This is a genomic window from Trichormus variabilis 0441 (assembly GCF_009856605.1).
GTDB classification, from domain to species: domain Bacteria; phylum Cyanobacteriota; class Cyanobacteriia; order Cyanobacteriales; family Nostocaceae; genus Trichormus; species Trichormus variabilis.
Genome location: NZ_CP047243.1, coordinates 253,699 through 278,889, shown reverse-complemented (window position 1 = coordinate 278,889; position 25,191 = coordinate 253,699). Strand labels below are relative to the sequence as shown.

Sequence of the window (25,191 nt, the reverse complement as noted above, 5' to 3'; positions counted from 1 at the left end):
ATAATTAACTTAGGCACGACGGTCACGTTGGATCTGCCAAAGTGCTTTCTCTATACACCACTCAACGCTACGAGTCGGATTACGCTGTTGTTCAAATTCTATTAACCGTTGAGCAGTAGATACATCACCATGAACTAGGGCTAAAAGTTCTCGCCACTGCCCTGTTTTAGGGATATTGTACTGATGCTGTTGTCTGCGTTGGTGCTTATATACTGTCCTTTTGTGATTAATTATGTGACGACTTTGAGGCTTTTTCTGCGCCTGTATTACTAGAAAAACTAGACGTAGAGTAAACAGCATTAAAGATAGCCATAGCAGTAAAATTGTAACTTCCATTGCCAGTGTTTAGTAGATGTCCAATTCCACCATGCTGTAACTTTAATGCTGGTAACAACCGAAATATCTACATTTAATTTTGAGGAGTATGCAAAGTTAATCTATGGACAACATTTATAAATATTTAAAATTATTGGTCATTAATAATTAGTTATTAGTCAAGTCTCTAATGGCTCAAGTTATAGGATGATAAAAACCTGTTTCTTCATTAAATTCCCATCCCATACTCAAACTATCTTTCCTGTCCATTAAAGAATGAATGTCTTACTACGGAAGATGCCGAAAAGCTTATATATTAAAAAGATTAGGGTTTTTGCTACTTTTGTATTCTTTGAAAGCTTTTAAATAATTAAATGCCTTTTCTCTAAAAACTAACTCCTCAAGATTTAAACAATTAAATGCCTTTTCTTATGTTCCTCTCAGTAGACTACAGACTTTTGCTGTTATTCTCATAGAGCGATAGCCTACGGCGGGGCGTAAGTCCATCGCGCTCTTGGCGAAGCGGAGCATCGTTGCGCTAGTACAAGCAAGCACCCAAATTATGGTTAAGATGCTTGTTATGGAAACATTTCATGATTTAACTGAAAAATTCTGATAGATAATGAGCCTCGTCTTTATAAGTGAAGGGGACAGTAATTATTTAAAACTGGAATTTGAGGAGCTAGAGCATAACTCTAATTGCATAAGACGCAAAAAGCCGAGTGACTTGACGGTAATTGTTGAAAACTGACAAATAATTCTTTAAAGTACATTTTGGCACGGTGATGCCTTAAATGCCTATAGGTTTGTTTTACCTAGATGTTACCTAGACATAAAATTGAGTTAACTAACTTAGATTAAAAATATACAGCATTTTAGATTCAAGGTATATCTAGGTAAAATAGGCTTGAAGTTTTATTTAAAGACAAATTTATTTACCGCAAGTTCAAGGGTTTAAGACCCCTAAGTAGGTAGGCACGAATAAACTCAACTATGTAACAGAATGTAAATTACTCAAAACTCTTGCGATTGCTTCGTCGTACCTCCTCGCAATGACAAAAGTATAGTTATGTTTTTTAACGCCCACCTACTTACGTCTACACGTAGTATAAGTTGAGTTGGGGTTTAAATCCCCTACTCCAACTGTCTTTAATTTTGAATTGGAGCGTACCACTTCGTGGAAGCAAGCTACGCGCAGCGTCTCGTAGAGAAGCGACTTGACTAACTCATTAAACTCAGAGATAGGCTGTCTTGTCAAGAAAAAGCCTCTAAACTATTACTCTAAATTCTATCAAAACCTAAAAGTAGTGCGAATTGTACCTATAACTACATCAGGGTTATCACTGGTTTGGTTAGGAGCAATTAACCAAATTACTCCAGGTGTAATTGAGATATTATCGTTGAGTTGATATTTGTAGAAGGCTTCTAAATGTACTGGGGTAGCGCGATTAGGTATAGTGCTGATTACGTCAGTTGCACCACCTAAAAAGGGTCTATATAAGGGAACGACACCAGAACGAGTAGCATAGGGGGGAACACCGACGATAATACCTCCCAAGTTACCATCTTTACCCAAATCAGGAAAGGCTAGAGCGATCGCATAACTGTAAACATCTGCACTTTCATTATCTTCCCCGGCGGATTGGCCTTGTTGATTGGTATACATAAACCAACCATTAACAGCGAATTTGGGAGAAACTCGCCACAACCCCGCTACACCATAAGCATTGATTGTGCGTCGGGAATTATCAGAAATTAAACTTGGTGAATTTGCGGAAATTGTCCCCACATCATTGAGAAAAGTAGGTGTTCCTGCTGTATAAGCATTAACGTAAGTTAAACCGAAAGCTAAATTTCTGGTTGGTTGGATAGTTAATTGTGCTAAAGCTGAATAGCGACCATTAAATAAACCTCCAGCCGTTGTGCCATTACTGCTACTAGGAGTTAAATTTTCTGGACTACTAGCATTTGGGGCTAAGTATCCTAAAGTCAAGTTAATAGCAGGACTCAATTCATAATTCAACCCCACACCCGCACCTTGGGAAACAATGCGATAAATCGGGCTATATTGAGCAAAGGTGGAAAGTGAACCAGAACCCCCATCTTCATCACCAACTGCACTAAACACATTTGGTAAATAATCTACGTGTTCTCCCCGATTGGCAAATACAGCCGCGCGTAATTTATCACCCACCGGAAATTTATAACTAACAGTGCCTATTTCTACACTACCCGCTTGATCTGGAAACTCTTGGTTAAAGGTTTGACTACCTTCTGGTGTTGTTTGTAGACTTCCCAAGGAAGCCAGCACGGGATCTGCTCCATAGCGGAAACCTCCAGCCCTTTGGGGGTGGGGAGTGCTACCAGCTTGTAGTCTAATTTTTAGCTCGTCTTTCCCTGTAAAGCTACTAAGTAAATTGAGTCGAACTCTATTAGCTAAAATCGTACTATTACGAGGTAAGTCCACTCCAAAAGGATCACTATCTCCTGACAAAACATCAGTAATAGCAAAAATCACTTCGCCGGAAAGCTTGGTAGTTGTAGAGAACTGCTGTGTTTCTAAAGTTGCAGTTCTGGCTTCTATTGCATCCACCCGTCCCCGTAAAGTTGCTAGTTCGGCTGTAAATTCCTCTTGTAGCCTTTGTAAAGTCGCTAAATCTTCTTTTTGAACTGTTTCAGCCGTAGCCGTAGCTATTAGCTCATTTACCCTATCTAAGCAAGCATTTAATCCGGCGGCGAACTCATAACGAGTCATCGCACGATTTCCCCGGAACGTACCGTTGGGATAACCTGCAATACAGCCATAACGTTCTACTAAAGATTGCAAAGCTGCAAACGCCCAATCTGTGGGTTGGACATCGGATAACTGAGATACGGAAGTTACCTGTGCTAATGAGTCATCTGTATTTTCCGCCGCCCACACTTCCGCCGCAATTACCCATGTTGATACACCCAAAAGCCCACACCACAACGCTTTTAACATCACAACCTCAATAGTATATACACCTGTATTCCAGATACTTTACGTTGATATCCAGACAATGATAATAATTATCATAATCATACGACAGTGTAAACACTGTGATTTCCCATGAAAAAATTTAACTATGAGGATGCCACTTGGTATCGTGCAGTATCACTAACAGAAAGAATTGCAGCTATGTCGCTAACAGCACCATTAAATGCTGATTTGGGGCAGCGACGATTCCAGCGATGGCGGATGCAATCTCCTTTCATGAATGAGGCTTTGTTTGTCCAAAGATTAGCAATAGATGGTTTGAAGGTAGATGATTTTTGTTACCTATTAGGGCAAACAGCACCGCAAATTCCACAAGCTTGGTTAGGGAAATTGACGGCAGTTTTCAGTAATCCTGAGGATGAGGAGATTATAGAAATACAAGGTTTGCCCGATCCTCATCTGGGATTGCTAAATGCGATCGCTCCCTGCATTCGTCAAGGTATGATGCAACTGAGGGTAGGGGTTGATAATCTACAAAATATACCTATTGATATTAGTAATATTGACAGTATTTTTTTACAAGGCTTACCAGAACAACTATTATTCATGCTCCATCCCACCTTGGTACTAGAACTCAACGTGGCGAGGTTACAAGGATTATTAACAGGTGATACTGCCGAGGAGAGATTTTCTAGCTTTGTGCAACGGTTGCAAACGGGGGAAGCGAGGCTCATGCTTTGGCAAGAGTACCCTGTGTTAGCACGGCTAATTATAGAAGAAATTCAGCGATGGGTGACAACTAGCTTGGAGTTTCTGCAACGTCTTGGCGATGATTGGGAAGAAATATGTCACCACTTCCAGCCAAACAACCCCGGTAAACTGATCAAAATTCAACGGGGTGCAGGAGATAGTCATCATGGTGGTAGGTCTGTTTTTATACTGGAATTTGAGAGTGGTTGGCAGTTAGTTTATAAGCCTCGTTCCCTAGCTGTAGATGAGCATTTTCAAGAATTACTACTTTGGTTAAATCAACAAGGCACTCATCCCCCGTTTAAAACCCTAAAAATTCTCAATCGGGGTGATTATGGTTGGATGGAATTTGTCAAAGCGCAAAAATGTACTTCCTTGGAGGAAATTCAGCGTTTTTATCAGCGTCAAGGTGGTTACTTAGCCTTGTTATATGTTTTATCAGCTACAGACTTTCACTTTGAAAACTTAATTGCTGTCGGCGAACACCCCATACTGATTGATTTAGAATCTTTATTTCATCCCCGCAGCCATGAAGCCACAACCACAGCCGCCGCTACCTTAGATAGAGAAATGATTGCAGATTCCGTATTGCGGGTAGGTTTATTACCTCAGTTAGTCTGGGGAAATACCCAAGCAGCCGGCATTGATTTGAGTGGCTTGGGTGGTGCGGCTGGACAAGTGACACCAGAACGAGTCCCCCAGTTGGAGAAAATCGGTACTGATACCATGCGAATTGTCCGCCGACAGGTGGTATTAGCAGGTAGTCAAAATCGCCCCACACTCAACGAAAAGGAGGTGAATGTACAAGCCTATACACCAGCTATTACCCAAGGATTTACAGATGTTTACCGCACCCTTTTACAACATCGTCAAGAATTGCTGAAGATATTAGAGAGATTTGTAGCTGATGAGGTGCGTGTAGTGCTGCGTCCGAGTCGAAGTTATGCTTTACTACTGCGGGAAAGCTATCACCCTGATGTGTTGCGCGATGCCTTAGAGCGCGATCGCCTGTTTGATAAACTGTGGGTAGACGTACAAAATCGACCTCTTCTTACTCAAGTCATTAGGGCAGAACATCAAGCATTATGGCAAGGTGATATTCCCTTATTTACCACCCATCCCCATTCCTGTGATTTATGGAGTCGAGACACTAACTTACATTTGCCCAATTTTTTCACCCAGTCGGGAATGGAATTAGTTCACCATCGCATTCAACAACTGAGTGAACGTGACTTACAACGTCAGCAATGGTTTATTCAGTCAGCTTTGGCTACATTGGGGATAAATACTAATACTGATCAACATCAAGTCAAACACTCAGCTAGTATTAGTAACTCCCAAATTCCCACCCCCCACTCACCACTCACAGCAGCTTGTATAATTGCTGACCGTCTAGAACTCCTCGCCCATAAAAACGGTGAATTGATTAACTGGATGGGTGTCACCGTCACCAACAATCATCAATGGACATTAGCCCCCTTGGGAACAGATTTTTATGAAGGTGTACCAGGAATAGCTTTTTTCTTGGCTTATTTAGGAGAAATTACCCAAAATTATCACTATACCCGCCTAGCAAAAGCCGCCATCAAAACTTTACAACAGCAGTTGATTAGAGATACCGACACAATCAAATTCATCGGCGCATTTAGTGGCTGGGGAGGAATTATTTACACCTACACTCACTTAGGCACACTCTGGCAAAATCCCGATTTAATTGCTGATGCACTTACCTTAGTAAAAAAACTTCCTGGCTTGATAGTCCAAGATGAACAGTTAGATATGATCGCAGGTGTAGCTGGTTGCATTGCTAGCTTGTTAAGTTTATACCAAGTTTTTCCCAATGACTTAATTTTAGATGTCGCCTTGGAGTGTGGAGAACATCTGCTTAACCAAGCCCAAATCATGGATGATGGAATCGGCTGGATTTCTCCCAGTGGTGGAAAGCAACCCCTCACAGGATTTGCTCATGGTGCGGCTGGGTTTGCGTCGGTACTGTTAGAATTAGCCCAAATTACTGGAAAACAAGAATTTCAAACCGCAGCTATCAAAGCAATTAACTACGAACGCAGACATTTTTCCCCAGAGGCGGGGAACTGGCTAGACTTACGCACCCCCGCACAAAACCAATTTATGACAGCGTGGTGTCATGGTGCGCCAGGGATTGGCTTAGGACGCTGGCGTGCCTTAAAATACCTAGATGATCCAGAAATTCACAAAGAAATTGCGATCGCCATTCACACAACTATCAACCAAGGATTTGGGGATAATCAATGTCTGTGTCACGGAGACTTAGGCAACCTAGACCTATTATTACTCGCCAGCAAAATCCAGCCAGAACTCACATCCCACACATCCCCCATCACCAACCAAATTCTAAATCAAATCCACCAACATAACTTTTATTGTGGCGTACCCCTAGCCATAGAAACCCCAGGACTCATGACAGGACTAGCAGGTATAGGCTACGGATGCTTACGCCTAGACCATCCTGAAAAAATCCCCTCCATCCTCCTCCTAGAACCCCCTCATACCAATTCAAAATTCAAAATTCAAAATTAAGAAAGTTCGACTCTCGATCATAGTTTTCTTGTGAATTGGTATCAACTCAACTCCTACCCTCTGCATCTGTGCATGATAAAATACCCCGTCGTCCTACAACACAACGAAGAAGACTGTGGCCCCGCCTGTCTAGCCACCATCTGCAAATACTACGGACGGCTATTCACCATCAACCGCACCCGTGAAGCCGCAGGAACAGGACAATTAGGAACAACTTTACTCAACCTCAAACAAGGGGCGCAAGTTTTAGGCTTCAATGCGCGGGGAGTGAAAGCTGTTATCGACTTAGTAGATAAGCAACAGATACCTCTCCCAGCCATCATTCACTGGAAAGGTAATCACTGGACTGTATTATATGGACGCAGAGGTAAACAATATATCGTCGCTGATCCCTTGGTGGGTGTGCGTTATTTAACCAAAGAAGCACTGTTAACTGGTTGGACTAACGGCGTAATGCTGCTACTAGAACCCCGTCCCGATTTCCTTTCTCAAGCAGATGATCAAGATAAAGTCGGCGGGTGGAAACGCTTAGGGCAACGTCTATTTAGTTACCGTCATATCTTAGCAGAAGCCTTACTACTTAACTTTGTCGTCGGCTTATTAGCCTTACTTTCGCCATTTCTCATCCAAATTCTCACAGATGATGTTTTGGTGAGGGGAGACACCCAATTACTCACGGGTATAGCCTTGGGAGTCTTAGCGATGAGTTTAATTAGTAGTGCTTTGCAATGGGTACAAGGAAACTTAGTAGCACACTTTGCCCATCGTTTAGAATTAGATTTAGTCTTAGAATTTGGCAGAATCATTTTACGTTTGCCTTTGTCCTATTATGAATCTCGCCGTAGTGGTGAAGTGGTGAGTCGGTTACGGGATATTCAAACCATTAATCAATTAGTTTCGCAAGTGGGTGTGACTTTACCCAGTCAATTATTAATTGCGATCGCTTCTTTAGCTTTGATGCTATTTTATAGCCCTAAACTCACCCTCGCCTCATTATTCATCGCTTTATTCATGCCCCTATCCACAGTGGTTTTCTTCCCCAGTCTGCAACAGAAAATCCGCAATGTTCTAGGAATAGCTGCCGAAAATCAAGGTATTTTAGTGGAAACCTTCAAAGGTGCATTAGTTGTCAAAACTACCAATGCAGCCCCGGAATTTTGGCAAGAATTTCAAACTCGCTACGGTAGACAAGCTAACTTCATGTTTCGTACCGTGCAGATTGTCATTACTAATAATATTTTTTCTGGTTGGGTAGCCACATCGGGAGGGATAATTTTGCTGTGGTTCGGCAGTACATTGGTAATTAATCGAGAAATCACAATAGGGCAACTATTAGCTTTTAATAGTTTAAATACTCAGATTATTGCCTTAGTCAATACAGTCGTTGGTTTTGTCACCGAATTTACCCGCGCCCAAGCCGCTACAGAACGTTTAAATGAAGTTATTCAATCTACCCCAGAATTTCCTGAAGTCAATCACAAACCCTTTGTCAACATTCCCGACAATGCAGAGATTATTTGCAGTTATCTCAATTTTCACCATCCTGGGAGAGTAGATTTATTACAAGATTTCTCCTTGACTCTCCCAGGGGGAAAAGTGATAGCCATTATTGGACAATCAGGGTGTGGTAAAAGTACCCTCACTAAACTCCTAGCTGGGTTGTACACTCCCCAATCAGGGAATATTCGCATCCACCGCTACAACCTCCAAGATTTATCACCCGATTGCTTGCGTCAACAAGTAATTTTAGTTCCTCAAGAAGCTCATTTTTGGAGTCGTTCAATTTTAGATAATTTGCGTCTTGGTAATCCCCAAGTTAACTTTGAACAAGTCGTGACAGCTTGTCAGGTAGCAGGTGCAGACACATTTATCAGTAAATTGCCGGAGAAATATCAAACTATCTTAGGTGAATTTGGGGCTAATCTTTCCGGCGGACAAAGACAAAGATTAGCCATAGCCAGAGGGATAGTCACCCATCCACCAATTTTGATTTTAGATGAATCCACTGCTGGACTAGATCCCAAAACCGAAAGTGTAATTTTAGACCAGTTACTAGCCTATCGCCAAGGGAAAACCACAATCCTGATTAGTCATCGTCCCCACGTCATTAAACGTGCCGACTGGATTGTACTCTTAGAAGCCGGACAACTCCAACTCCAAGGCACTCTCTCCGAACTACTCAACATCCCTGGTGAACACCTAGATTACCTCATCTCTTGAATCTCCGCACCCGTTTCTCAAACCTAGTTGACTAAGATAATGATAATGATTATTATTCTTATGTTGATGAAATTGTCATCAATAATACTTTTTCAGCCGTAATTTCTAGGAAACACTAGGAATAGCGAAAATGACCCAATCCCCAATATCGGAGGTATATAATGTCTGTAGATATCATTCGTGCATGGAAAGACGAGGAATACCGTCAAAGCCTCAGCAGCGAACAATTGCAACAGCTACCAGAAAACCCGGCTGGCTTGATTGAACTGAGTGATGAGGATATGTCATCTGTTGCAGGTGGATGCACAACCTGTGGTAATCCACTACATACACCCATAATTAAATGCAAGCCTGTCTTTGGTGCGTTGGAAGATATCAGTGTGTGAACAGTTACCATTTCTCAAATCAAAGGACTAAAGTCCTGACTACAAACTAAATTGAATTGATGGTAGAACTCAAAAATTTTAGTCCTAATTTTCTTCCTAGTGCAAAATCCGATGAATACCTACCTCAAATTGGTATTTGGACGCGACTAGGAGGATTTTTTCTTGTGGGTGTGGTGGGTATGGCTGTGAGTGTCGCAGCTTTGACAAGATATCATCAAACAGTGAAAGCACCTGGAACTGTGCGTCCGACTGGAGAATTACGTATAGTTCAAACAGCAATAGCAGGAACGGTGAAAAAAACTTTTGTCAGAGAAAATCAGTTGGTTAACCAAGGTGAATCTTTAGTAATTCTTGATGATACTCAACTACAAACTAAAAAAAGTCAACTACAAGGAAATATTCAAAAATCTCAGCAACAACTTCACCAAATAAATGCTCAAATTCTCGCTTTAGATCAGCAAATTACCACAGAAAATCAGCGTGGTGAACGTGTGATTTCCTCAGCTAAGGCTGAACTCAACTTGACACAAAGAGAGTATGCAGATAAACAAATTGCGGTGAGTAGTGAATGGCAAGAAGCTGAGGCTAATCTGAAAATTGCTCAAAATGAATTGCAGCGATCGCAAGCTGATTTAAAATCCATTCAAGCTAATCTCAAAAGTGCAGAGGCTGCATATCAAGCGGCAATTGTCAAGCACGATCGCTATCAAATTATCGCCCAATCTGGCTCTATTTCCCAAAACCAACTAGAAGAAGTACAACTAGCAGCAACACAACAAGCACAAGTTTTAGAATCCCAAAAAGCCGCCGTAGAAAGTCAAAAACAAGTCATTCAGCAAAAACAGCAAGCTTTAACAGCCGCAGTAGCCAACCGGGTGAAAGCCTCCTCAGCATTAAACCCCAGTGATGCAGTGATGACAATTGCTCAAGAAAAAATTGCCACTGAACAGGCTAGTAAACAAAATAATTTAGCTCGTTTACGCCAAGAAAAAGAGAGTTTATTACAGCGTCAAACGGAAATTCAAGACACAATTAATAATACAAAAAAAGAACTGAAACAGATTTTAGCTGATATTCAAAAAACTATCATTCGGGCTTCAGCTACAGGCAATATTTTTAAGTTAGAATTGCGAAACCCCGGACAAGTTGTAGAATTGGGACAGGCGATCGCTCAGATCGCCCCCAACAATAAGCCTTTAATCATTAAAGCCCGTGTAGCATCTGCTGACATTGGTAAAGTACAGATTTGTCGATTAGAAAAAATTGCAGATTGTCAACAAGGTAAAGTAAATATCCAATTTTCTGCTTATCCCTATCCTGATTACGGCACACTTAAAGGTGCAGTGAGAGAAATTACTGCCGATGCAATTACTACAGCAAATAACTCATCAATACCTGCCTATTATGATGCGACAATTGAACCAGAAGTAAATTACTTACAAAAAAATTCGCAAAAGTATCATGTTCAAGCAGGTATGGAAGTCACAACAGACATCCTAGCTCAAGAAGAAACTCTGTTAACATTCATACTCAGGAAAACTAGATTACTGACTAATTTATAGAACCCATTTGGGATCTATGAAGTAGCTAATCTTCGGAGCATAAGTCTGACAAAACAGAGATGAATTTTAGTCGTCGCATTCTCCAAAGTTCTTTCAAAATTTTTGACCAAGCTTTTACAGCGTTCCATCCAAGCATTACTTCTTTCAATGACCCATCTGGCTTTAACTGCGTTCGCCCTGTAGACAGGATTGCGATCGCTCCTTTAGAGGAACTCAAGACAAGAGGAGAGATTGATATTTTGAAGAGTAATCACCTGTGTTGGCTCTTGTACTACCGTAATCACTAATGCTTACTACGCAAACAGTTACTTTCTACCCCATTACATTTGTTTCCATACTTGGGACAACCAGTACAATAAGTCTCTCTTTGCACTGCTGCATGGCAGGCTTGACAGATAAAGTTGTAAACCCTAGTATGAATGATGCGTTTATGCGCTTTGACTTTATATTCTCGAATGTAAACTTCTTTACTAGACATAATGTCATCTCTTTTTTGATGTAGTCAAAAGCATGAGCGAATCTCTGCCTTTGTGAACTTAACATTGAATAGATCGCGTCCCTAATTTTCAAGGGTGGAATTAAACTTTAGATTTCGATTTTGTATTTTTGTGCTGGCTTTGAAATCCCTTACTATTGCCGTAATATACCGTCTTGAATTCCACTTGATTCGTACCAGGGTTATAGAGAGTATAGGTAGCTTGCCCTGGTGTACGTCCTACATTACCCACGCCAATTACTTGGCGTGGCGTAACGGTAACTGTGTGCGGAGATACTTGGTTATCAAGAGTGGTAAGTGCAGTTGTGATGGAACCAGTTTGCAACTGATACTGAAAAGTTAAACCAGAACGCCCGCAAAATAAGTTATTTGCTTGCATCCTTCTTAGTCTATCAAGCATTTGAATTGGGGAGGTTTCTGGAGTCAATTCATCGTTCACACCCACTGTTGAACCGTGGATTAATAAACAATCCAATTCAAAAAAACCAAAATCGAGCGATCGCAACCATTGTACAGTCTTTCGAGAGACACTATCCCACAATAGTTTTACGGTATCACCACCATATTTTGCCATGAGTTCAGGAGCATCCCCAGTCGGCCCCAAACCATGCAAAATCAAACTCTGTTCTTCCCACCATCCCTTACAAATTAAAGGCTCTAACTCTCCCTGGCGTGGGTTTAGCACTCGTTCTACTAATTTTTCGGTTTCTGGTCTTGGCCCTACCAAATCACCTAAAATATACAAAGCTTCTACGCTATTACCCTGACGCTTAATATCCGCCATTACGGCTTCATAAGCTGCCAAATTACCTTCAATTCCACTTAAAATTACCCATTTATTCATATTTTTTTAATGCTGAGGAACGCAAAGGAAAAATAGAAGAGAGAAATTACCTTGTGCAAACATGAGTTGGATCATCTGCTCGTTCTGCATACTCCAACCCATGCGCTAAACGCCAAGCAAAAATTGTAGGTAAACCTTTTTCAATAATCGCTGCACAGGTTTTTTGATAATCGTAAGGTATCTCCCGCAGTTTTACTTCTTGAGTATCTGTGTCGTAAATTACATAGGTAGCGTTTGGTCGTCCATGTCGGGGTTCTCCCACTGAACCTACATTTACAATTCGTTTTAGAGGAGATGTAAAGTTAATTTCTTGTACTTTTTCTCCCCTACCAACGTGAACTTGTAGCTGTCCAGCATCCAGAGTCCGAGCATAAGGTACATGAGTATGACCACAAAAAAGCACATCTGAATCTGTAGAAAGTACGCGCTCTAATGCCACAAAAGCGTCTAGTTCAGGTAACAAATACTCATGGTTACTATAGGGACTACCGTGAACAAAAGCTAAATTGCCCTCTTTGAGACTGTAGGGTAATTGGGCTAAAAATTCCCGATTTTCTGGGTAGATTTCCTTATTAGTCCACTCGTGAGCCTGTATCCCTCTTTTTTCTGCCAATAACGAGGGATAACTGCAATCGCAGGCGTTCAATCCTTCCACAATATCTTCATCCCAACACCCAGCGCAGGTGGGAATATCTAAAGAACGAATTTGGCTAATGACTGCATTGGGATGCGGCCCATATCCTACCAAATCGCCCACACAGAATACTTTTTCGCATGAGTGCTGGTCAATATCTAGTAATACAGCATCCAAGGCTTCGTAGTTGCCATGAATACATGACATAACAGCTATTTTCACGTTTGTGTCTCCTCTAATAGAATCTCTTTAACCTGTCGTTGGTACTGCAAAATCGCAGTGTCAGATAAACAGCAATCTGATAAGGTTTGCCTTAAGGCTGCTTCATCCAAGTTTTTCCCCACCACTTCTAGTCCACTGAAACGCTGCGGTCTACCCTCTAAATAGCGCGGTAGGTCTAATTCCAGAAAGTCTGTTTGGGGAACACCCGCGACGAAATCGCCGTAAAGTGACCTACCATCGTTAACATCAAAAATTCCTTTGGCACGGGTGACAATACCGTAAGCTCCGTGGGTGATTTCGTACCAAAATTCCTCTAAACTGTTTTCGTCAATTACTTGACCACTGCTTGCCGCCCGCCATAAACTTTCAGCATTACTGGCTTGGGTTGGTACGCCGTGTATAATCTTGTTCGCCCAAGCATGGTATTCAGAGTCTTTGAGGTGGGGTGCTAGGACTGCTACGGTACGGTAAGTCAGATTATCTAATAATTGTGCTACAGATCCTAACTCCAAGTAAAACCCCAATTCGATATACACTGCACTTGCTTGAGGTATTTGGTTGATAAATTCAACTTCCTGACCGTCACTAAAAACTTGTATATCAGGAAATTCAGAAGCTATGCGGGTTTGGTCAACGGGAACAGTCCCAGTGCCAGGGCTGTAATAAATTATTTTGTCAAAATTTGCAATATCTCGCATCTGTTGACAAACCCAGGTAGTTTTTCCAGCCCCAGACGAACCTGCAACGACAATAATGTTTGGTACAGACATAAAATGTAATGATAATCATTTTTATATAATTTGGAATATAGTAGCAAGAAAATTGCTAACTTTACCAATGCCACACAGTTGTACCATCTGGTTTATCGGAAAAAGCTAGGTACCCTACGGGAAGGCTGCGCCAACAAAACCGGACTTGCGTCCCGCTACGCGAACGCCCCTGGTGGGCGTTTGCGTTAGCGTCTCGTAGAGAAAAAATCCTTATCTCACAAGGTAGGTAGAAACGCCAACGCCACTTGCTTTATGCCGGGGAACCCGTCCACCGCAGTGGCTCCCCCTTGTGGGTGGCTGTCTTTAATTTTGAATTTTGAATTTTGAATTGATTCATCGATGAGAGTTACCCCTACTGCTTGCAATTGTTCGCGTATCAGGTCTGAAACGGCAAAATTACGCTGTTTACGAGCATTCTGCCGTCGTTGAATTAAATTTTCAATGTCTGCATTCCTTAAACGTTTTTGTCTGGCATCAGTTTCATCTTTTGGTAATGCTTCTAGTCCTAAAACCTGTGCCAAGTGAACTAGGGTTTGCCACTGCTGCTTAATCGTTAATTAAGATTGAGGATAAATTGGCACAGCATTAAAAAAACAACTTCTCGCGCCAGTGTGACAAGCAATATCACCAATTTGCTCAACTTTTAGCAAAATGGTATCTCCATCACAGTCGTAAAAAAGCTCTTTTACTTTTTGAATATGTCCAGATGTTGCGCCTTTATGCCATAGTTGAGAGCGCGAACGACTCCAATAATGAGCTTCACCTGTGGATAATGTTTTTTGAATTGATTCCGAGTTCATCCAAGCCATCATCAAAACAGTGCCATCGCGGTAATCTTGCGCTATGGCAGGAATTAAATCTTGATTATTAAACTTAAGTTTTTCAAACCACAATAAATTTTGATTCATTAGCGTTTACTACAGATAGTTAAATTTCTGGAGCATTAAGTATTTTTTGTTGCTATCCAACCTCTGAACCAGAGGGCTGTGAAAAATCGAGTAATCTTGCTAAAATTTGCTTCTTGTAACAGTTCAATAGTTCTTTCTTCAGAGATACAATGGATATGTACGACTTTGCTTGCTGTTTCCTCTACTATTTCTGGCGACATTCCTAAGTTACGTGCATGATATTTGTAAGCTTTAAGGAAATCGTTAAACCTTTCTGAGCCTTTCTCCTCACATAAATCAACCAGAATCAATTTAGCTCCTGGTTTGAGACGTTGCGAAATACTTTGAAGTAGTAACAGTTTTGCTCCATCATCAGGGAGAAAGTGCATAGCAAGAATGCAAGTTGCTGCATCATACAGGGTAGTGACAGGTAGTTCATGGGTTAACCCCTGGTGGAGCTTCACGCGGTTTGTTAACCCTTGTTTGGCTACTTTTTCTTGAGCGATCGCCAGCATCTTTGCCGAAGGATCAACGCCTGTAAAGAGCCAGTGCGATCGTGCTTGACCAAAAGTTATGAGTTCCATACCGCCGCCAGCTGCAACAATTAGTAGATGAGCCGGCTCTGGTACACTTGCATCCAAAAGCGCAACTGCCATATTGAATATCGACTCATAACCAGGCACAAAACTACGTGCTGCTACTTCATAATCTATCGTTTGGAATGCCGGATTTGAGTCGAAATCAAAGCAGATATGCTCTTTATTCATATTGAAATTGCCTTTTATCTTAAAAATAGTTGCAAGGCAATGACAACTGTTGCTACCATTGCCCAGGTGCGATAAGGTTACTAAAACTTAGTATTGCTTAACATTACTTAATTATACCAAACATTCATTAAGTTTTGAGTAAATTTGGCTCATATCCAACTTTCTACCAATAAAAACTGCTTGGTTTTTAGGTGGAGTCTGCCATTCATCAGCATTTAAACTATAGCGAAATCCACTCAGTTGAAAAACATGGCGTAACTCACTATCACTAAACCACAAAATGCCCTTAGCTCGAAATACCTCCTGTGGCATTTCTTCGGTGAGAAAATTTTCAAATTTATAAACATCAAATGGTCTATCGCTTTCAAAAGAAATTGAAACAAATCCATCATTTTCTAAATGATGTGAGTGATGTTCGTGATGATGATGTTCATGATAATGGTCGTGATCATGGTCATGATGATGGTCATGATGATGGTGTTCATCTTCGTGAGTATCTTCTGCATCATTGGCAGTATACTCATCTATTGGCGTTAATCCCACACCTAAAACTAATGGTAACGCCACTTCCCCATGTTTTGTGTGCAGAATTTTTGCACCAATTTTCATATCCTGGATGCAATTTTCTACATCTTCTAGTTTTTCTGGAGTCACGAGGTCTGTTTTATTTAGAAGAATAATGTCTCCATAAGTAATCTGTTTTAAAGCAGCTTCACTATGGAAGTGTTCTTCATTAAACGCCTCAGCATCTACTACAGTTAAAATTGAGTCAAGGTTTGTTAAATCCCTTAATTCTGTACCTAAAAAAGTTAAGATAATTGGTAATGGGTCAGCAACACCAGTCGTTTCAATAACTAGATAATCAATCCGGTCTTCTCGTTCTAAAACTCGATAAACTGCATCAACTAAATTATCATTGATTGTGCAGCAGATACAGCCATTGGTCAGTTCGACCATATCTTCGTCTACAGAAATTAGCAATTGGCTATCTATGTTAATATCGCCAAACTCATTCACGAGTACGGCAACTTTTAAATCTTGTTTATTTTTGAGAATTTGATTTAGCAGCGTAGTTTTACCACTGCCTAAAAATCCTGTGATAATGGTAACAGGCATTCCTTGTTTAGGAATATCAAGACTGGAGTTTGAAGTTGGTGCTGTTAGTTGAGTCATAATCAATTAAATCTTCCGTAAGTTTCAAAATTGTTAGTAATTTTAGTAATTGCTAGTAGTTAGTTTTTAAAAGTATTACTAACTAACAACTATCTCCATCAGGTAGAGATGGAATCCTTGCCAGAATCCCTTTTTGTAAAACTTCTGGTCTTTCCTGCCGTGCCACAATGCCATTATTGCTGGCATAATATTGTTCAGCAAATTGCAGTATGGCTGCTTCACTTTCTAATGGTGGTAAATCACCAAACATCAGGCTAGTTTTATTGAGTGCATTAAAAGCTATAGCACAGGGTCTTTTACAAGCACTCAAACAATCTACTTCTTGAATCACAAACTCAGATTGCAAACACCAATTTTTCGACAAACTTAACAATTGCTTCAACAAATGCCAGCCGCCTCGTTCACCCATATAATCGCGCTGAGTGGGAGAAAAATAACAGGATTTGCAAACGAATAAAGCGTGTTTAGCCATAGGTACACATCAAGCATAACTAAATAAGTTTTTGCTTTTGTCTTTTGGGTTTTTAAAGTACTGATTTGGAATTTATAGCATCTTGTAAACGATGTAGAATTTCATCCATATTTAGTACGCCCAAATCTCCAGATTGTCTAGTTCTTACACTCAAGTTTTGATTCTCTACTTCTTTTTTACCCACAACAGCAACAACAGGAATTTTTTCTAACTCTGCTGTACGAATTTGCTTACCTAAACGCTCACCACTGCTGTCTGTTTCTACCCTAATTCCAGCTTTTTTCAATGAAATTACCACTAATTGAGCGTATTCTCTCACTTCATCACTCACAGGTAATAATCGCAGTTGCACTGGTGCTAACCACAAAGGAAAATCACCAGAATAATTTTCTATTAAAATCCCGAAAAAGCGTTCCAATGAGCCAAAAATAGCTCGATGAATCATAATTGGTCGTTGGCGGCTACCATCGACTGCAATATATTCCATATCAAAACGTTCAGGTAAATTAAAATCTACCTGAATAGTTGAACATTGCCAGAGACGACCTATCGCATCTTGGATTTTGATGTCAATTTTAGGGCCATAAAAAGCACCCCCACCTTCATCGACAATATAATTCCAGCCTTTAGTATTCAAAGCTTGTCTTAATGCTGAAGTTGCTAATTCCCATACTTCATCATTCCCCACTGATTTTTCAGGACGGGTAGAAAGATTCACTTCATAATTTTTAAAGCCAAAATCTGACAAAATCTGCTCTGTGAGATTTAAAACTCCTAAAATTTCATCAGCAATTTGATTAGGTAAACAGAAGACATGAGCATCATCTTGGGTAAATCCCCTGACTCTCATCAAACCATGTAATGCTCCAGAACGTTCATAGCGATAAACTGTTCCTAATTCTGCCCATCTTAAAGGTAATTCTCGATAAGAATGGAGTTGATGCTTATAAGTTAAGACATGAAATGGACAATTCATTGGCTTAATTTGATAAGCCTGATTTTCCACATCCATCGAATCAAACATATTCTCTTGATAGAAGTCAAAATGACCCGATGTTTTCCATAAATCGAGGTTGGCTATATGCGGTGTGTAGAGTAATTGATAACCAGATTCTAGATGAGATTTGCGCCAATAATCTTCGATGATGTAACGAATAATTGCGCCTTTAGGATGCCAAAATACTAAACCACCACCAGCATCTTCTTGAATGCTGAATAAGTTGAGTTCTTGACCTAACTTTCTGTGGTCGCGGCGTAGGGCTTCTTCTCTTTGTTTGAGGTAAGCTTGTAGTTGTTCTTTGGTTTCCCAAGCTATACCATAAATGCGTTGCAGTTGAGCTTTGGTTTCATCTCCTTGCCAATACGCACCAGCAATATTTAACAATTTAAAGGCATCAGGCTCAATTTCACCAGTAAAGTTAATGTGTGGCCCTGCACATAAGTCCCACCAATAGTTACTTGCTGGTTGAATGTCTGTGATAAACAATGAAGATTCTGGTTTACCAGTATCGGGACTACCAATAAAGTAACGGGTAATTGTCTCCCCTTCTGGAATACGGTCTAATATTTCTAACTTGTAAGATTCATTTAATTGGGCAATTTCGGTGCGAATTTCTTCTCGTTGTACCTCTTCGCGAATGATAGGGAGGTTAGCTTTGATTATCCGCCGCATTTGGTCTTCGATTTTACTCAAGTCATCGGGAGTGATGCTGACTGGACAATCGAAGTCGTAGTAAAAACCATTTTCTGTGACTGGGCCAGTTGCTACTTTAGTCCCTGGAAATACTTTTTTTACAGCCATTGCCATTATGTGGGCGCAGGTATGACGAATTCGCAGAAGTTTATCACTGTCATGCTGGCTTAAGTTTTCCTGTGACTGGGTTAGGGACTTGACCATATTTTAAAAGAATGAGAATCGTTATCATAGTAGCGTAAAAAAAGTTTGATGGTGCAATCTGGATGGAAAAAAGATAGGGCGTTGCTGATTAGTAGTCTGCCAAGGAAACTTTGCGTTGTGGTCAGCCCAGGGCAGGGGGGAAAGACTTACTGCAAGTTTCTCCCCTGCTCCCTTGCTCCATTACTCCCCTGCTTATCTCCACGTAGCAATTTTGGGTTGGTACACTATTAGGGGCATGAATTTATTTCACGCAGAGGTACTCCAAGTAATACCAATTCACAATGGGCTAACGCCCCGTTCCGCTAACGTAATTAACTGTAAATACCCCACCAATGATGAAGAGTAACTTTTTACGGTGGGTGCTGTAGAATAGGCGAATAATAATCATTATCATTATACTATGAGCCTGACTGAAGCCTCAACGCTTGTACCTCAAACTCCCCAGGCAGAAATCGACCCCGCCGATTCTTTCCACCAAGCCAAATCGACTACGCCAGCGATCGCCCATCGTCCTCGACGGTTGCGGCGAACTGAAACCCTACGTCGGATCGTGCGAGAACATATCTTGCAGGTCGAAGATTTGATTTATCCCCTGTTTGTCATGGGAGGGGAGAAGCAACAGGAAGCAGTGTCATCAATGCCTGGTTGCTACCGTTACACGCTAGATTTGCTGCTGAATGAGGTGAAGCAGGCGTATGAGTTGGGGATTGGCGCGATCGCCCTGTTTCCCCTGATTCCCTATGACCAAAAAGATAATGCGGGAACCCAGAGCTATAACCCGGATGGCTTAATTCCTCGTGCGGTGCGAGCCATCAAGCAAGCCGTCCCCGATATTCTGGTTATTACCGATGTTGCCCTTGACCCCTACAGCAGTGAAGGGCATGACGGCATTGTGCAGGATGGCAAAATTCTCAACGATAAAACCGTTGCGGTGTTGGTGAAACAGGCGATCGTGCAAGCAGAAGCCGGAGCCGATTTCGTTGCTCCTTCGGACATGATGGATGGACGGGTAGGCGCGATTCGTCAGGCACTAGATGCTGAAGGATGGATTAACGTGGGTATTCTCGCCTATTCCGCAAAATATGCCTCGGCATACTATGGGCCGTTCCGGGATGCGCTAGATTCAGCCCCCAAGTTTGGTGACAAGAAAACCTATCAAATGGATGCTGCGAATGCTAGAGAAGCGATCAAAGAAGTAGATTTAGACATTGCAGAAGGGGCGGATATTGTCATGGTCAAACCTGCGCTGGCGTATCTGGATGTTATTTGCCAAATCAAACAGCATACAAATTTACCTGTTGCAGCCTATAACGTCAGTGGTGAATACGCCATGATTAAAGCTGCTGCCCAGCAGGGTTGGATTGATGAGAAAAAAGTGATTTTAGAGACGCTGACGAGCATGAAGCGAGCCGGTGCAGACTTGATTCTGACTTATTTTGCTAAAGATGTAGCGTTGATGTTGCAGTCGTGAGGAAGTGGGGAATAGGGAACAGGGAGTGGGGAATGGGGTGAAGAGTTTCTTTACTCCTTTACGCATCGATCTAAAAACTGCTGTAAATACGTGAAGATACTTCAAATGATTCATTCAAAAACAAGTTTACAACCATCCAGCAATTTCGTTCGTCGGTTTTCCGTAGTGGTTGTATCGGCGATCGCCCTTAGTTTAGGAAGTTGTGCGGCGAATACACCTTCGACCAGCTCAAATTCGCAGGCTCAATCGACGACCGCAGCCACAACTGATGAGTTGCAAGTGGTGACAACGTTTTTACCGATCACTCAGTTTACAAAAGCCGTGGCGGGCGATCGCGCTGAAGTGACACAGCTACTGCCAACCAATGTCGGCCCCCATGATTTTCAGGCAAGACCAGAGGATGCCCAAAAACTAGCTAAAGCCGATGTGCTGGTGCAGAACGGGCTGGAGGTGGAGGAATTTCTGGAGGATCTGGTCAAGAATGCGGGCAATGCTAATCTGAAAGTGATTGATTCCAGTCAGGGCGTGAAAACGATCGCCAATGAAGCGACCGAGGGGCATGACCATGATCATGGCGTAAATGAAAAAGCAGAAGCTGGACATGGACACGAGCATGGAAAATACAATCCTCATGTCTGGCTCGATCCCAAACGTGCCATTGAACAAGTTGAAAACATTCGAGATGGACTGATTGCGGCTGACCCTGGTGGAAAGGAAACCTACACGGCAAACACAGCAGCTTATATTCAACAACTGCGAGATTTAGATGCTGAAATCACAAAAAAACTGCAACCATTTGCGGGTAAAACCTTTGTTGCCTTCCATGACTTTGCCCCCTACTTTGCTCAAAGCTATAACTTGAAAGCCAATTTTCTGGTAGATGTGCCGGAAGAAAATCCATCGCCGAATGATGTCAAACGGGTGACGGATGAAGTGAAGGAATCTAATCTCAAAGCGATTCTGACGGAACCCCAGGCTGGAGAAAATGCGTTTGCAGGGTTGGCAAAGGATCTAAATGTTAAGGTCAGCACTTTTGATCCGATTGAAACTGGTGGTTCCGAAGCACTGGAACCGAATTATTACATCACAACCATGCGTCAGAACGTGCAGAGTTTGGTCACTGCTTTTGGTGGTTCAACCCAGTCTGTGTTGCCGATCTGGATGCCTCAGCCTATTGCAGTAGTGCCACAGCGAGTTGGGTTTAGGTTTTAGGAGGTTAGATTGCAAGACATTGTACTCGCAGTTGAGCAACTCACGGTTTATCGAGAAACCTACGCGGCGGTGCAGGATGTTTCCTTTTCCCTAGAGGCAGGCACCGATACGGCGATCGTTGGGCCGAATGGGGCAGGCAAAAGTACGCTGGTGCAAGCCATTCTGGGCATTCTACCACGTCTTGCAGGGAACGTTTTCATTCTGGGGCAACCGTTGAGCCGCAAAGGATCACTCGCGCCCCAGATCCGTCAACAGATTGCCTACCTGCCGCAAAACTTCCTATTTGATCGCCGCATCCCGATGACGGTAGAAGAACTGGTCGGTTTGGGCTGGGACAGGCTAGGATTTCAACTGCCCTGGGCAAACAGTAGAAAACGTCGTCATGCCGTTCGAGATGCTTTAGCCAAGGTAGATGCACTCCATCTTAGACAGCAAATGATTAGTGGGCTTTCTGGGGGTGAAACGAAGCGGGTGTTGCTGGCATATTGCCTAGTTTACCCACGTCGATTGTTGATTCTAGATGAAGCTCCGGCAGGATTGGATATGCGCGGTGAAACAGAGTTTTATCAATTGCTCTATCAACTTAAGCTAGAGCAAGGCTGGACAATTTTGCAAATCTCCCACGATTTAAATATGGTGCGGCGGCATTGCGATCGCGTTCTGTGTCTCAATCGCACTTTACTTTGTCAGGGAACCCCAGAAGTTGCCCTTTCTCCCGACAATCTTTCTGCTGCCTATGGCTCTGAATTCGTTCGCTATCACCATCACTGTTAGCCCTTACTCCCCACTCTCTTATGCCGACTGAACTCACCCGCATCCTCGAATTATTCCAATATCCCTTCATGCAACGCGCCATGCTCGGCGGCATTCTCACCGGATTGATGGGGGGAATGCTGGGCAGTTTTACAATCTTGCGCCAGTTGTCTTTCTTCAGCGATGCGTTGGGTCACTCGGCGTTGTTAGGCATTAGCATCGGATTGCTCCTGGGGTTAAATCCCTCGGTAGTATTGCTACCTTTTGCGGTTGTATTTGCTTTGGTCGTGACGTACCTGCTAGAACGGACTCGCTTATGGACGGATGCTTTACTCAACATCATTTACTCCTCGTCATTGGCGATCGCCATCATTACCCTTAGCTTCGTGGGACAGTACAAAGGGGGACTGAATAATCTTTTGTTTGGCGATATTCTGGCAGTGCGAGAACCGGATCTAATACTAAATTGGGAAAGGAAGTATTAATTGAATAACTGAGGTCAAATTTGGCAAATCCAATCAAACCCAACCTTGCCATGAACAATTTGAGGGTGAGACATTAACCATTGACAACGAGAAATTAACACAGTTTCTAGTTCATCGAGAGTAGAAAACATCTGATTAGCAACAGCTTCACGTAGAAGCGACCAAACACACTCAGTCGGTTGGAGTTGAGGTGTATAAGCAGGCAGAGGAAACAGAATGATACCAGCTGGCAACATTAATTGTTTACTGGTATGCCAACCAGCTTGATCAACAAGCAAAACAATGATTTTGTGATGATGAGGATTGACTTCAGCGGCAAAAGCATCTAAAGCCATTTGCATGACAGCAATGTTGACTCTGGGTAAAATCAAGAAAAAACTCTCGCCAGTAGCTGGATGGACAAATCCATAAGTATAAAGCCATTGGTAACGAGTGCGATGCACAGCATTGGGACGATGACCTACTGGTGTCCAAACTCGACGGACGATGGGTTTGAGGCCTAATCGAGCTTCATCTTCTGCCCAAACTTCAACTGATTTGTGCGGATGGAGGAAACGTAACAATCGCACAAACTCCGTTAACTCAGTTTTAAACATCTGTCTTTGAACAAAAGTTGCCGCCTCAGTATGCAGAGGTCGTGGTTGTTGCAGACTAAATCCTAGCCTTTTGAGGTAATCCCAAGCTGTAGTGACATGGAGTGTAATTCCAAACTGTACTCGGATCAATTCCCCTACTTTTGGCGCACTCCATAACCCCCCATCTTCTGGTGGTGAAGCTAACCTTTGGCGCAACCACTGTTGTTGCTCGTTTGTGAGTGCAAGTTTTTTTCCTCCTGGTTTCAGTTTCTGTTGATTGATGATTCCGTTTGCTCCTAGCTTGTTGTATCGCCGCACGATTTTTCTCACCCAGTCCCCTGAGAATCCCACAATCTCTGCTACCTTTTGCGCTGACAACTGTGGTTGTTGATTGAGCAATTTAATCACTAACCATCGGGTTTTCTCTTGTGCATCTTCACATCGGCGATAACTTTGTTCTATTTCTTCTGTTGATAGATGCTCTGTTAGTTTTATCCTGGGACGTACCATTTTTCTAGCCTTTTTCCCTCTGCTTCAAATGATACTACCTTTCCCTATTCAGTATAATCTTTAGTACGGGGTTATTACTGGTTTGTACCATCTTTATTATGCTCACATTGCGAACGCAAATGTTGTTGACGCTGCATGAACCACTGGCGATCGCTCGTGGTGTGTCAGTTTCGGCCCATCGCACAGCGTTTGTTGTGTTGCTGTCGCTGGTGGTAGGAATTTCGATTAAGGCGATCGGGGTATTACTGGTGAGTGCGTTTGTGGTGATTCCTGCCTGCGCCGCCCGGTTGCTGAGTCGTACATTTGCCAACTACGTGGTGCTATCGGCGGGGCTAGGGGCGTTGAGTGCGGTGATTGGAATCCTCTTTTCTGCGGGGTTAAATTTGCCATCGGGCCCTAGTATTGTGGCAACCCAGTTGACGATTTTTCTAACATCAATGGCATTACCTCGATTGCGTGTCTTAGAACAGGGATAAGCACGCAATGTCTAACTCTGGTACTTTAAGGTTAAAGGTTATCAGTTAAAAGTGAATGCTAAACTTGACCCAGAAATACTAGGAGAGCGATCGCTGTGACCTCTATCACCCTTGATCTTTCAGATAGCCAATTTCAACAGTTGCAAGATTTGGCAGCAGTACATGGGATTACGCTTGAAGTTCTATTAAAGGTTAGCTTGGAGGATTGGCTTAATTCTCAAAAGAGCGAATTTGTTGATGCAGTCAATTATGTTCTGACAAAAAATGCTGAGTTGTATCAATGTTTAGCATAATGCGCTTCCTAGCATTAATTGAGGTGTTAGAACTACATCGTAAAGTCATTAGAAATTAAATATGTGTTAACCAGAACCCTTGTAGAGACGTAGCACTGCTACGTCTCTACACTCTTTTTCAGACAAGTCTAAAGACTAGCCAGGGGTAATGCAATTTTGGATTGAGACTTTAAGTAGAAAGGCGCAAAAAAAACAAAGTATGTAATGAAAAGTAAGTTGACCTGAAAACCTCTTCCTTTCTGCCTCCTGCCTCCTGCCTTTTCATAAAAACAATTTTTAACACCCATCTACTTAGCTCGACTTTATCCATTTTTAAGAAATCTAAAACCCGACGCTGAAGCCATTACAAAACGCTAGTTTTAGTTTTTGGACTTGAGCGCAAATTTGTGACTTAAAAAAAGTATTGACCAAAAAAAACAGGATTTTTGCTTGATAAGGAAAGCCAACTTCTTACTTTTGGATAAAGTCGAACTTAAACGAGTTTTCCATCTATGCTATCAGTG

21 protein-coding genes and 3 pseudogenes are annotated in these 25,191 nt (G+C 42.1%); 10 read left to right on the top strand and 14 right to left on the bottom strand.

From position 1 onward, the window contains the following. Positions 1-9: 9 nt before the first annotated feature. Together GSQ19_RS27655 and GSQ19_RS27650 are read right to left on the bottom strand one after the other, a co-directional pair. The gene (locus GSQ19_RS27655) at positions 10-336 is read right to left on the bottom strand and encodes a hypothetical protein (protein ID WP_011316533.1); all 327 of its coding nucleotides are present in this window, start codon (positions 334-336) and stop codon (positions 10-12) included. 1,270 nt (positions 337-1,606) lie between these two features. Then, positions 1,607-3,298 (bottom strand): iron uptake porin, encoded by a 1,692-nt coding sequence (locus tag GSQ19_RS27650; protein ID WP_011316532.1) that lies wholly within the window; start codon positions 3,296-3,298, stop codon positions 1,607-1,609. A gap of 108 nt (positions 3,299-3,406) precedes the next feature. Between GSQ19_RS27650 and GSQ19_RS27645 the strand changes: the two genes are divergently transcribed. The 4 genes from GSQ19_RS27645 (at position 3,407) to GSQ19_RS27630 (ending at position 10,751) form a co-directional block, all read left to right on the top strand. Continuing rightward, the gene (locus tag GSQ19_RS27645) at positions 3,407-6,583 is read left to right on the top strand and encodes a type 2 lanthipeptide synthetase LanM family protein (protein ID WP_011316531.1); all 3,177 of its coding nucleotides are present in this window, start codon (positions 3,407-3,409) and stop codon (positions 6,581-6,583) included. Between the two features lie 75 nt (positions 6,584-6,658). Further along, the gene (locus GSQ19_RS27640; RefSeq protein ID WP_041457357.1) at positions 6,659-8,803 is read left to right on the top strand and encodes a peptidase domain-containing ABC transporter; all 2,145 of its coding nucleotides are present in this window, start codon (positions 6,659-6,661) and stop codon (positions 8,801-8,803) included. A gap of 161 nt (positions 8,804-8,964) precedes the next feature. Further along, positions 8,965-9,189 carry a mersacidin/lichenicidin family type 2 lantibiotic gene (locus tag GSQ19_RS27635; RefSeq protein WP_011316529.1) on the top strand — a complete coding sequence of 75 codons (225 nt, stop codon included), beginning with the start codon at positions 8,965-8,967 and terminating at the stop codon, positions 9,187-9,189. 59 nt (positions 9,190-9,248) lie between these two features. Then, positions 9,249-10,751 (top strand): beta-barrel domain-containing protein, encoded by a 1,503-nt coding sequence (locus GSQ19_RS27630; protein ID WP_011316528.1) that lies wholly within the window; start codon positions 9,249-9,251, stop codon positions 10,749-10,751. Between the two features lie 14 nt (positions 10,752-10,765). Here the strand turns inward: GSQ19_RS27630 and GSQ19_RS27625 are convergent. The 11 genes and pseudogenes from GSQ19_RS27625 to thrS form a co-directional block, all read right to left on the bottom strand. Next, positions 10,766-10,918, bottom strand: a pseudogene (locus tag GSQ19_RS27625) (transposase); the annotation flags it as partial. A gap of 116 nt (positions 10,919-11,034) precedes the next feature. Then, positions 11,035-11,229, bottom strand: coding sequence for a hypothetical protein (locus tag GSQ19_RS27620; RefSeq protein WP_104010084.1), 195 nt, complete (start codon positions 11,227-11,229; stop codon positions 11,035-11,037). A 100-nt stretch (positions 11,230-11,329) separates the two neighbouring features. Beyond that, positions 11,330-12,091, bottom strand: a complete 762-nt coding sequence (locus GSQ19_RS27615) for a metallo-dependent phosphatase (protein WP_011316527.1) — start codon at positions 12,089-12,091, stop codon at positions 11,330-11,332. Positions 12,092-12,137: 46 nt separating this feature from the next. Beyond that, a complete protein-coding gene (locus tag GSQ19_RS27610; protein ID WP_041457313.1) occupies positions 12,138-12,947 on the bottom strand; it encodes a metallophosphoesterase family protein in 810 nt (269 codons plus the stop codon). Then, complete coding sequence (locus tag GSQ19_RS27605; protein WP_041457312.1) at positions 12,944-13,717, bottom strand: CobW C-terminal domain-containing protein; 774 nt, start codon at positions 13,715-13,717, stop codon at positions 12,944-12,946. The genes GSQ19_RS27610 and GSQ19_RS27605 overlap by 4 nt, the downstream gene beginning before the upstream one ends. Positions 13,718-13,932: 215 nt before the next feature. Then, complete coding sequence (locus tag GSQ19_RS29865) at positions 13,933-14,238, bottom strand: hypothetical protein (protein ID WP_041457311.1); 306 nt, start codon at positions 14,236-14,238, stop codon at positions 13,933-13,935. 36 nt (positions 14,239-14,274) lie between these two features. Further along, a complete protein-coding gene (hisI, locus tag GSQ19_RS27595) occupies positions 14,275-14,625 on the bottom strand; it encodes a phosphoribosyl-AMP cyclohydrolase (RefSeq protein WP_011316524.1) in 351 nt (116 codons plus the stop codon). Positions 14,626-14,660: 35 nt separating this feature from the next. Continuing rightward, complete coding sequence (locus GSQ19_RS27590; RefSeq protein WP_011316523.1) at positions 14,661-15,371, bottom strand: class I SAM-dependent methyltransferase; 711 nt, start codon at positions 15,369-15,371, stop codon at positions 14,661-14,663. A gap of 111 nt (positions 15,372-15,482) precedes the next feature. Further along, positions 15,483-16,544: a CobW family GTP-binding protein gene (locus tag GSQ19_RS27585; protein WP_011316522.1), complete on the bottom strand. Its 1,062-nt coding sequence runs from the start codon at positions 16,542-16,544 to the stop codon at positions 15,483-15,485. 82 nt (positions 16,545-16,626) lie between these two features. After that, the gene (locus tag GSQ19_RS27580; protein ID WP_011316521.1) at positions 16,627-17,016 is read right to left on the bottom strand and encodes a DUF1636 family protein; all 390 of its coding nucleotides are present in this window, start codon (positions 17,014-17,016) and stop codon (positions 16,627-16,629) included. Positions 17,017-17,068: 52 nt separating this feature from the next. Then, a complete protein-coding gene (gene thrS, locus GSQ19_RS27575; protein WP_011316520.1) occupies positions 17,069-18,913 on the bottom strand; it encodes a threonine--tRNA ligase in 1,845 nt (614 codons plus the stop codon). Positions 18,914-19,313: 400 nt separating this feature from the next. Between thrS and hemB the strand changes: the two genes are divergently transcribed. From hemB to GSQ19_RS27555, 4 genes and pseudogenes are all read left to right on the top strand, one after another. Beyond that, positions 19,314-20,384, top strand: a complete 1,071-nt coding sequence (gene hemB / locus GSQ19_RS27570; RefSeq protein ID WP_011316519.1) for a porphobilinogen synthase — start codon at positions 19,314-19,316, stop codon at positions 20,382-20,384. Between the two features lie 105 nt (positions 20,385-20,489). Next, positions 20,490-21,596, top strand: coding sequence for a metal ABC transporter solute-binding protein, Zn/Mn family (locus GSQ19_RS27565; RefSeq protein WP_011316518.1), 1,107 nt, complete (start codon positions 20,490-20,492; stop codon positions 21,594-21,596). 9 nt (positions 21,597-21,605) lie between these two features. Then, positions 21,606-22,370 (top strand): metal ABC transporter ATP-binding protein, encoded by a 765-nt coding sequence (locus GSQ19_RS27560; RefSeq protein ID WP_011316517.1) that lies wholly within the window; start codon positions 21,606-21,608, stop codon positions 22,368-22,370. Between the two features lie 20 nt (positions 22,371-22,390). Next, positions 22,391-22,816 (top strand): annotated as a pseudogene (locus GSQ19_RS27555) (metal ABC transporter permease); the annotation flags it as partial. Positions 22,817-22,848: 32 nt separating this feature from the next. On the opposite strand, the gene GSQ19_RS27550 reads toward GSQ19_RS27555, so the two are convergent. Beyond that, the gene (locus GSQ19_RS27550) at positions 22,849-23,919 is read right to left on the bottom strand and encodes an IS630-like element ISAva6 family transposase (RefSeq protein WP_011316335.1); all 1,071 of its coding nucleotides are present in this window, start codon (positions 23,917-23,919) and stop codon (positions 22,849-22,851) included. A gap of 53 nt (positions 23,920-23,972) precedes the next feature. Between GSQ19_RS27550 and GSQ19_RS27545 the strand changes: the two are divergent. Next, positions 23,973-24,395 (top strand): annotated as a pseudogene (locus GSQ19_RS27545) (metal ABC transporter permease); the annotation flags it as partial. 95 nt (positions 24,396-24,490) lie between these two features. Further along, positions 24,491-24,688: a DNA-binding protein gene (locus tag GSQ19_RS27540; RefSeq protein WP_011316514.1), complete on the top strand. Its 198-nt coding sequence runs from the start codon at positions 24,491-24,493 to the stop codon at positions 24,686-24,688. The last annotated feature ends 503 nt before the right edge of the window (positions 24,689-25,191 follow it).

Excerpts from the sequence above, each read along its gene's own strand:
- GSQ19_RS27620 (WP_104010084.1), bottom strand. The coding sequence starts at position 11,229 with ATGTCTAGTAAAGAAGTTTACATTCGAGAATATAAAGTCAAAGCGCAT.
- GSQ19_RS27590 (WP_011316523.1), bottom strand. The coding sequence starts at position 15,371 with ATGAATAAAGAGCATATCTGCTTTGATTTCGACTCAAATCCGGCATTC.
- hisI (WP_011316524.1), bottom strand. The coding sequence starts at position 14,625 with ATGAATCAAAATTTATTGTGGTTTGAAAAACTTAAGTTTAATAATCAA.
- GSQ19_RS27585 (WP_011316522.1), bottom strand. The coding sequence starts at position 16,544 with ATGACTCAACTAACAGCACCAACTTCAAACTCCAGTCTTGATATTCCT.
- GSQ19_RS27605 (WP_041457312.1), bottom strand. The coding sequence starts at position 13,717 with ATGTCTGTACCAAACATTATTGTCGTTGCAGGTTCGTCTGGGGCTGGA.
- GSQ19_RS27645 (WP_011316531.1), top strand. The coding sequence starts at position 3,407 with ATGAAAAAATTTAACTATGAGGATGCCACTTGGTATCGTGCAGTATCA.
- GSQ19_RS27635 (WP_011316529.1), top strand. The coding sequence starts at position 8,965 with ATGTCTGTAGATATCATTCGTGCATGGAAAGACGAGGAATACCGTCAA.
- GSQ19_RS27630 (WP_011316528.1), top strand. The coding sequence starts at position 9,249 with ATGGTAGAACTCAAAAATTTTAGTCCTAATTTTCTTCCTAGTGCAAAA.
- GSQ19_RS27650 (WP_011316532.1), bottom strand. The coding sequence starts at position 3,298 with ATGTTAAAAGCGTTGTGGTGTGGGCTTTTGGGTGTATCAACATGGGTA.
- GSQ19_RS27580 (WP_011316521.1), bottom strand. The coding sequence starts at position 17,016 with ATGGCTAAACACGCTTTATTCGTTTGCAAATCCTGTTATTTTTCTCCC.
- GSQ19_RS27655 (WP_011316533.1), bottom strand. The coding sequence starts at position 336 with ATGGAAGTTACAATTTTACTGCTATGGCTATCTTTAATGCTGTTTACT.
- GSQ19_RS27565 (WP_011316518.1), top strand. The coding sequence starts at position 20,490 with ATGATTCATTCAAAAACAAGTTTACAACCATCCAGCAATTTCGTTCGT.
- GSQ19_RS27615 (WP_011316527.1), bottom strand. The coding sequence starts at position 12,091 with ATGAATAAATGGGTAATTTTAAGTGGAATTGAAGGTAATTTGGCAGCT.
- thrS (WP_011316520.1), bottom strand. The coding sequence starts at position 18,913 with ATGGTCAAGTCCCTAACCCAGTCACAGGAAAACTTAAGCCAGCATGAC.
- hemB (WP_011316519.1), top strand. The coding sequence starts at position 19,314 with ATGAGCCTGACTGAAGCCTCAACGCTTGTACCTCAAACTCCCCAGGCA.
- GSQ19_RS27550 (WP_011316335.1), bottom strand. The coding sequence starts at position 23,919 with ATGGTACGTCCCAGGATAAAACTAACAGAGCATCTATCAACAGAAGAA.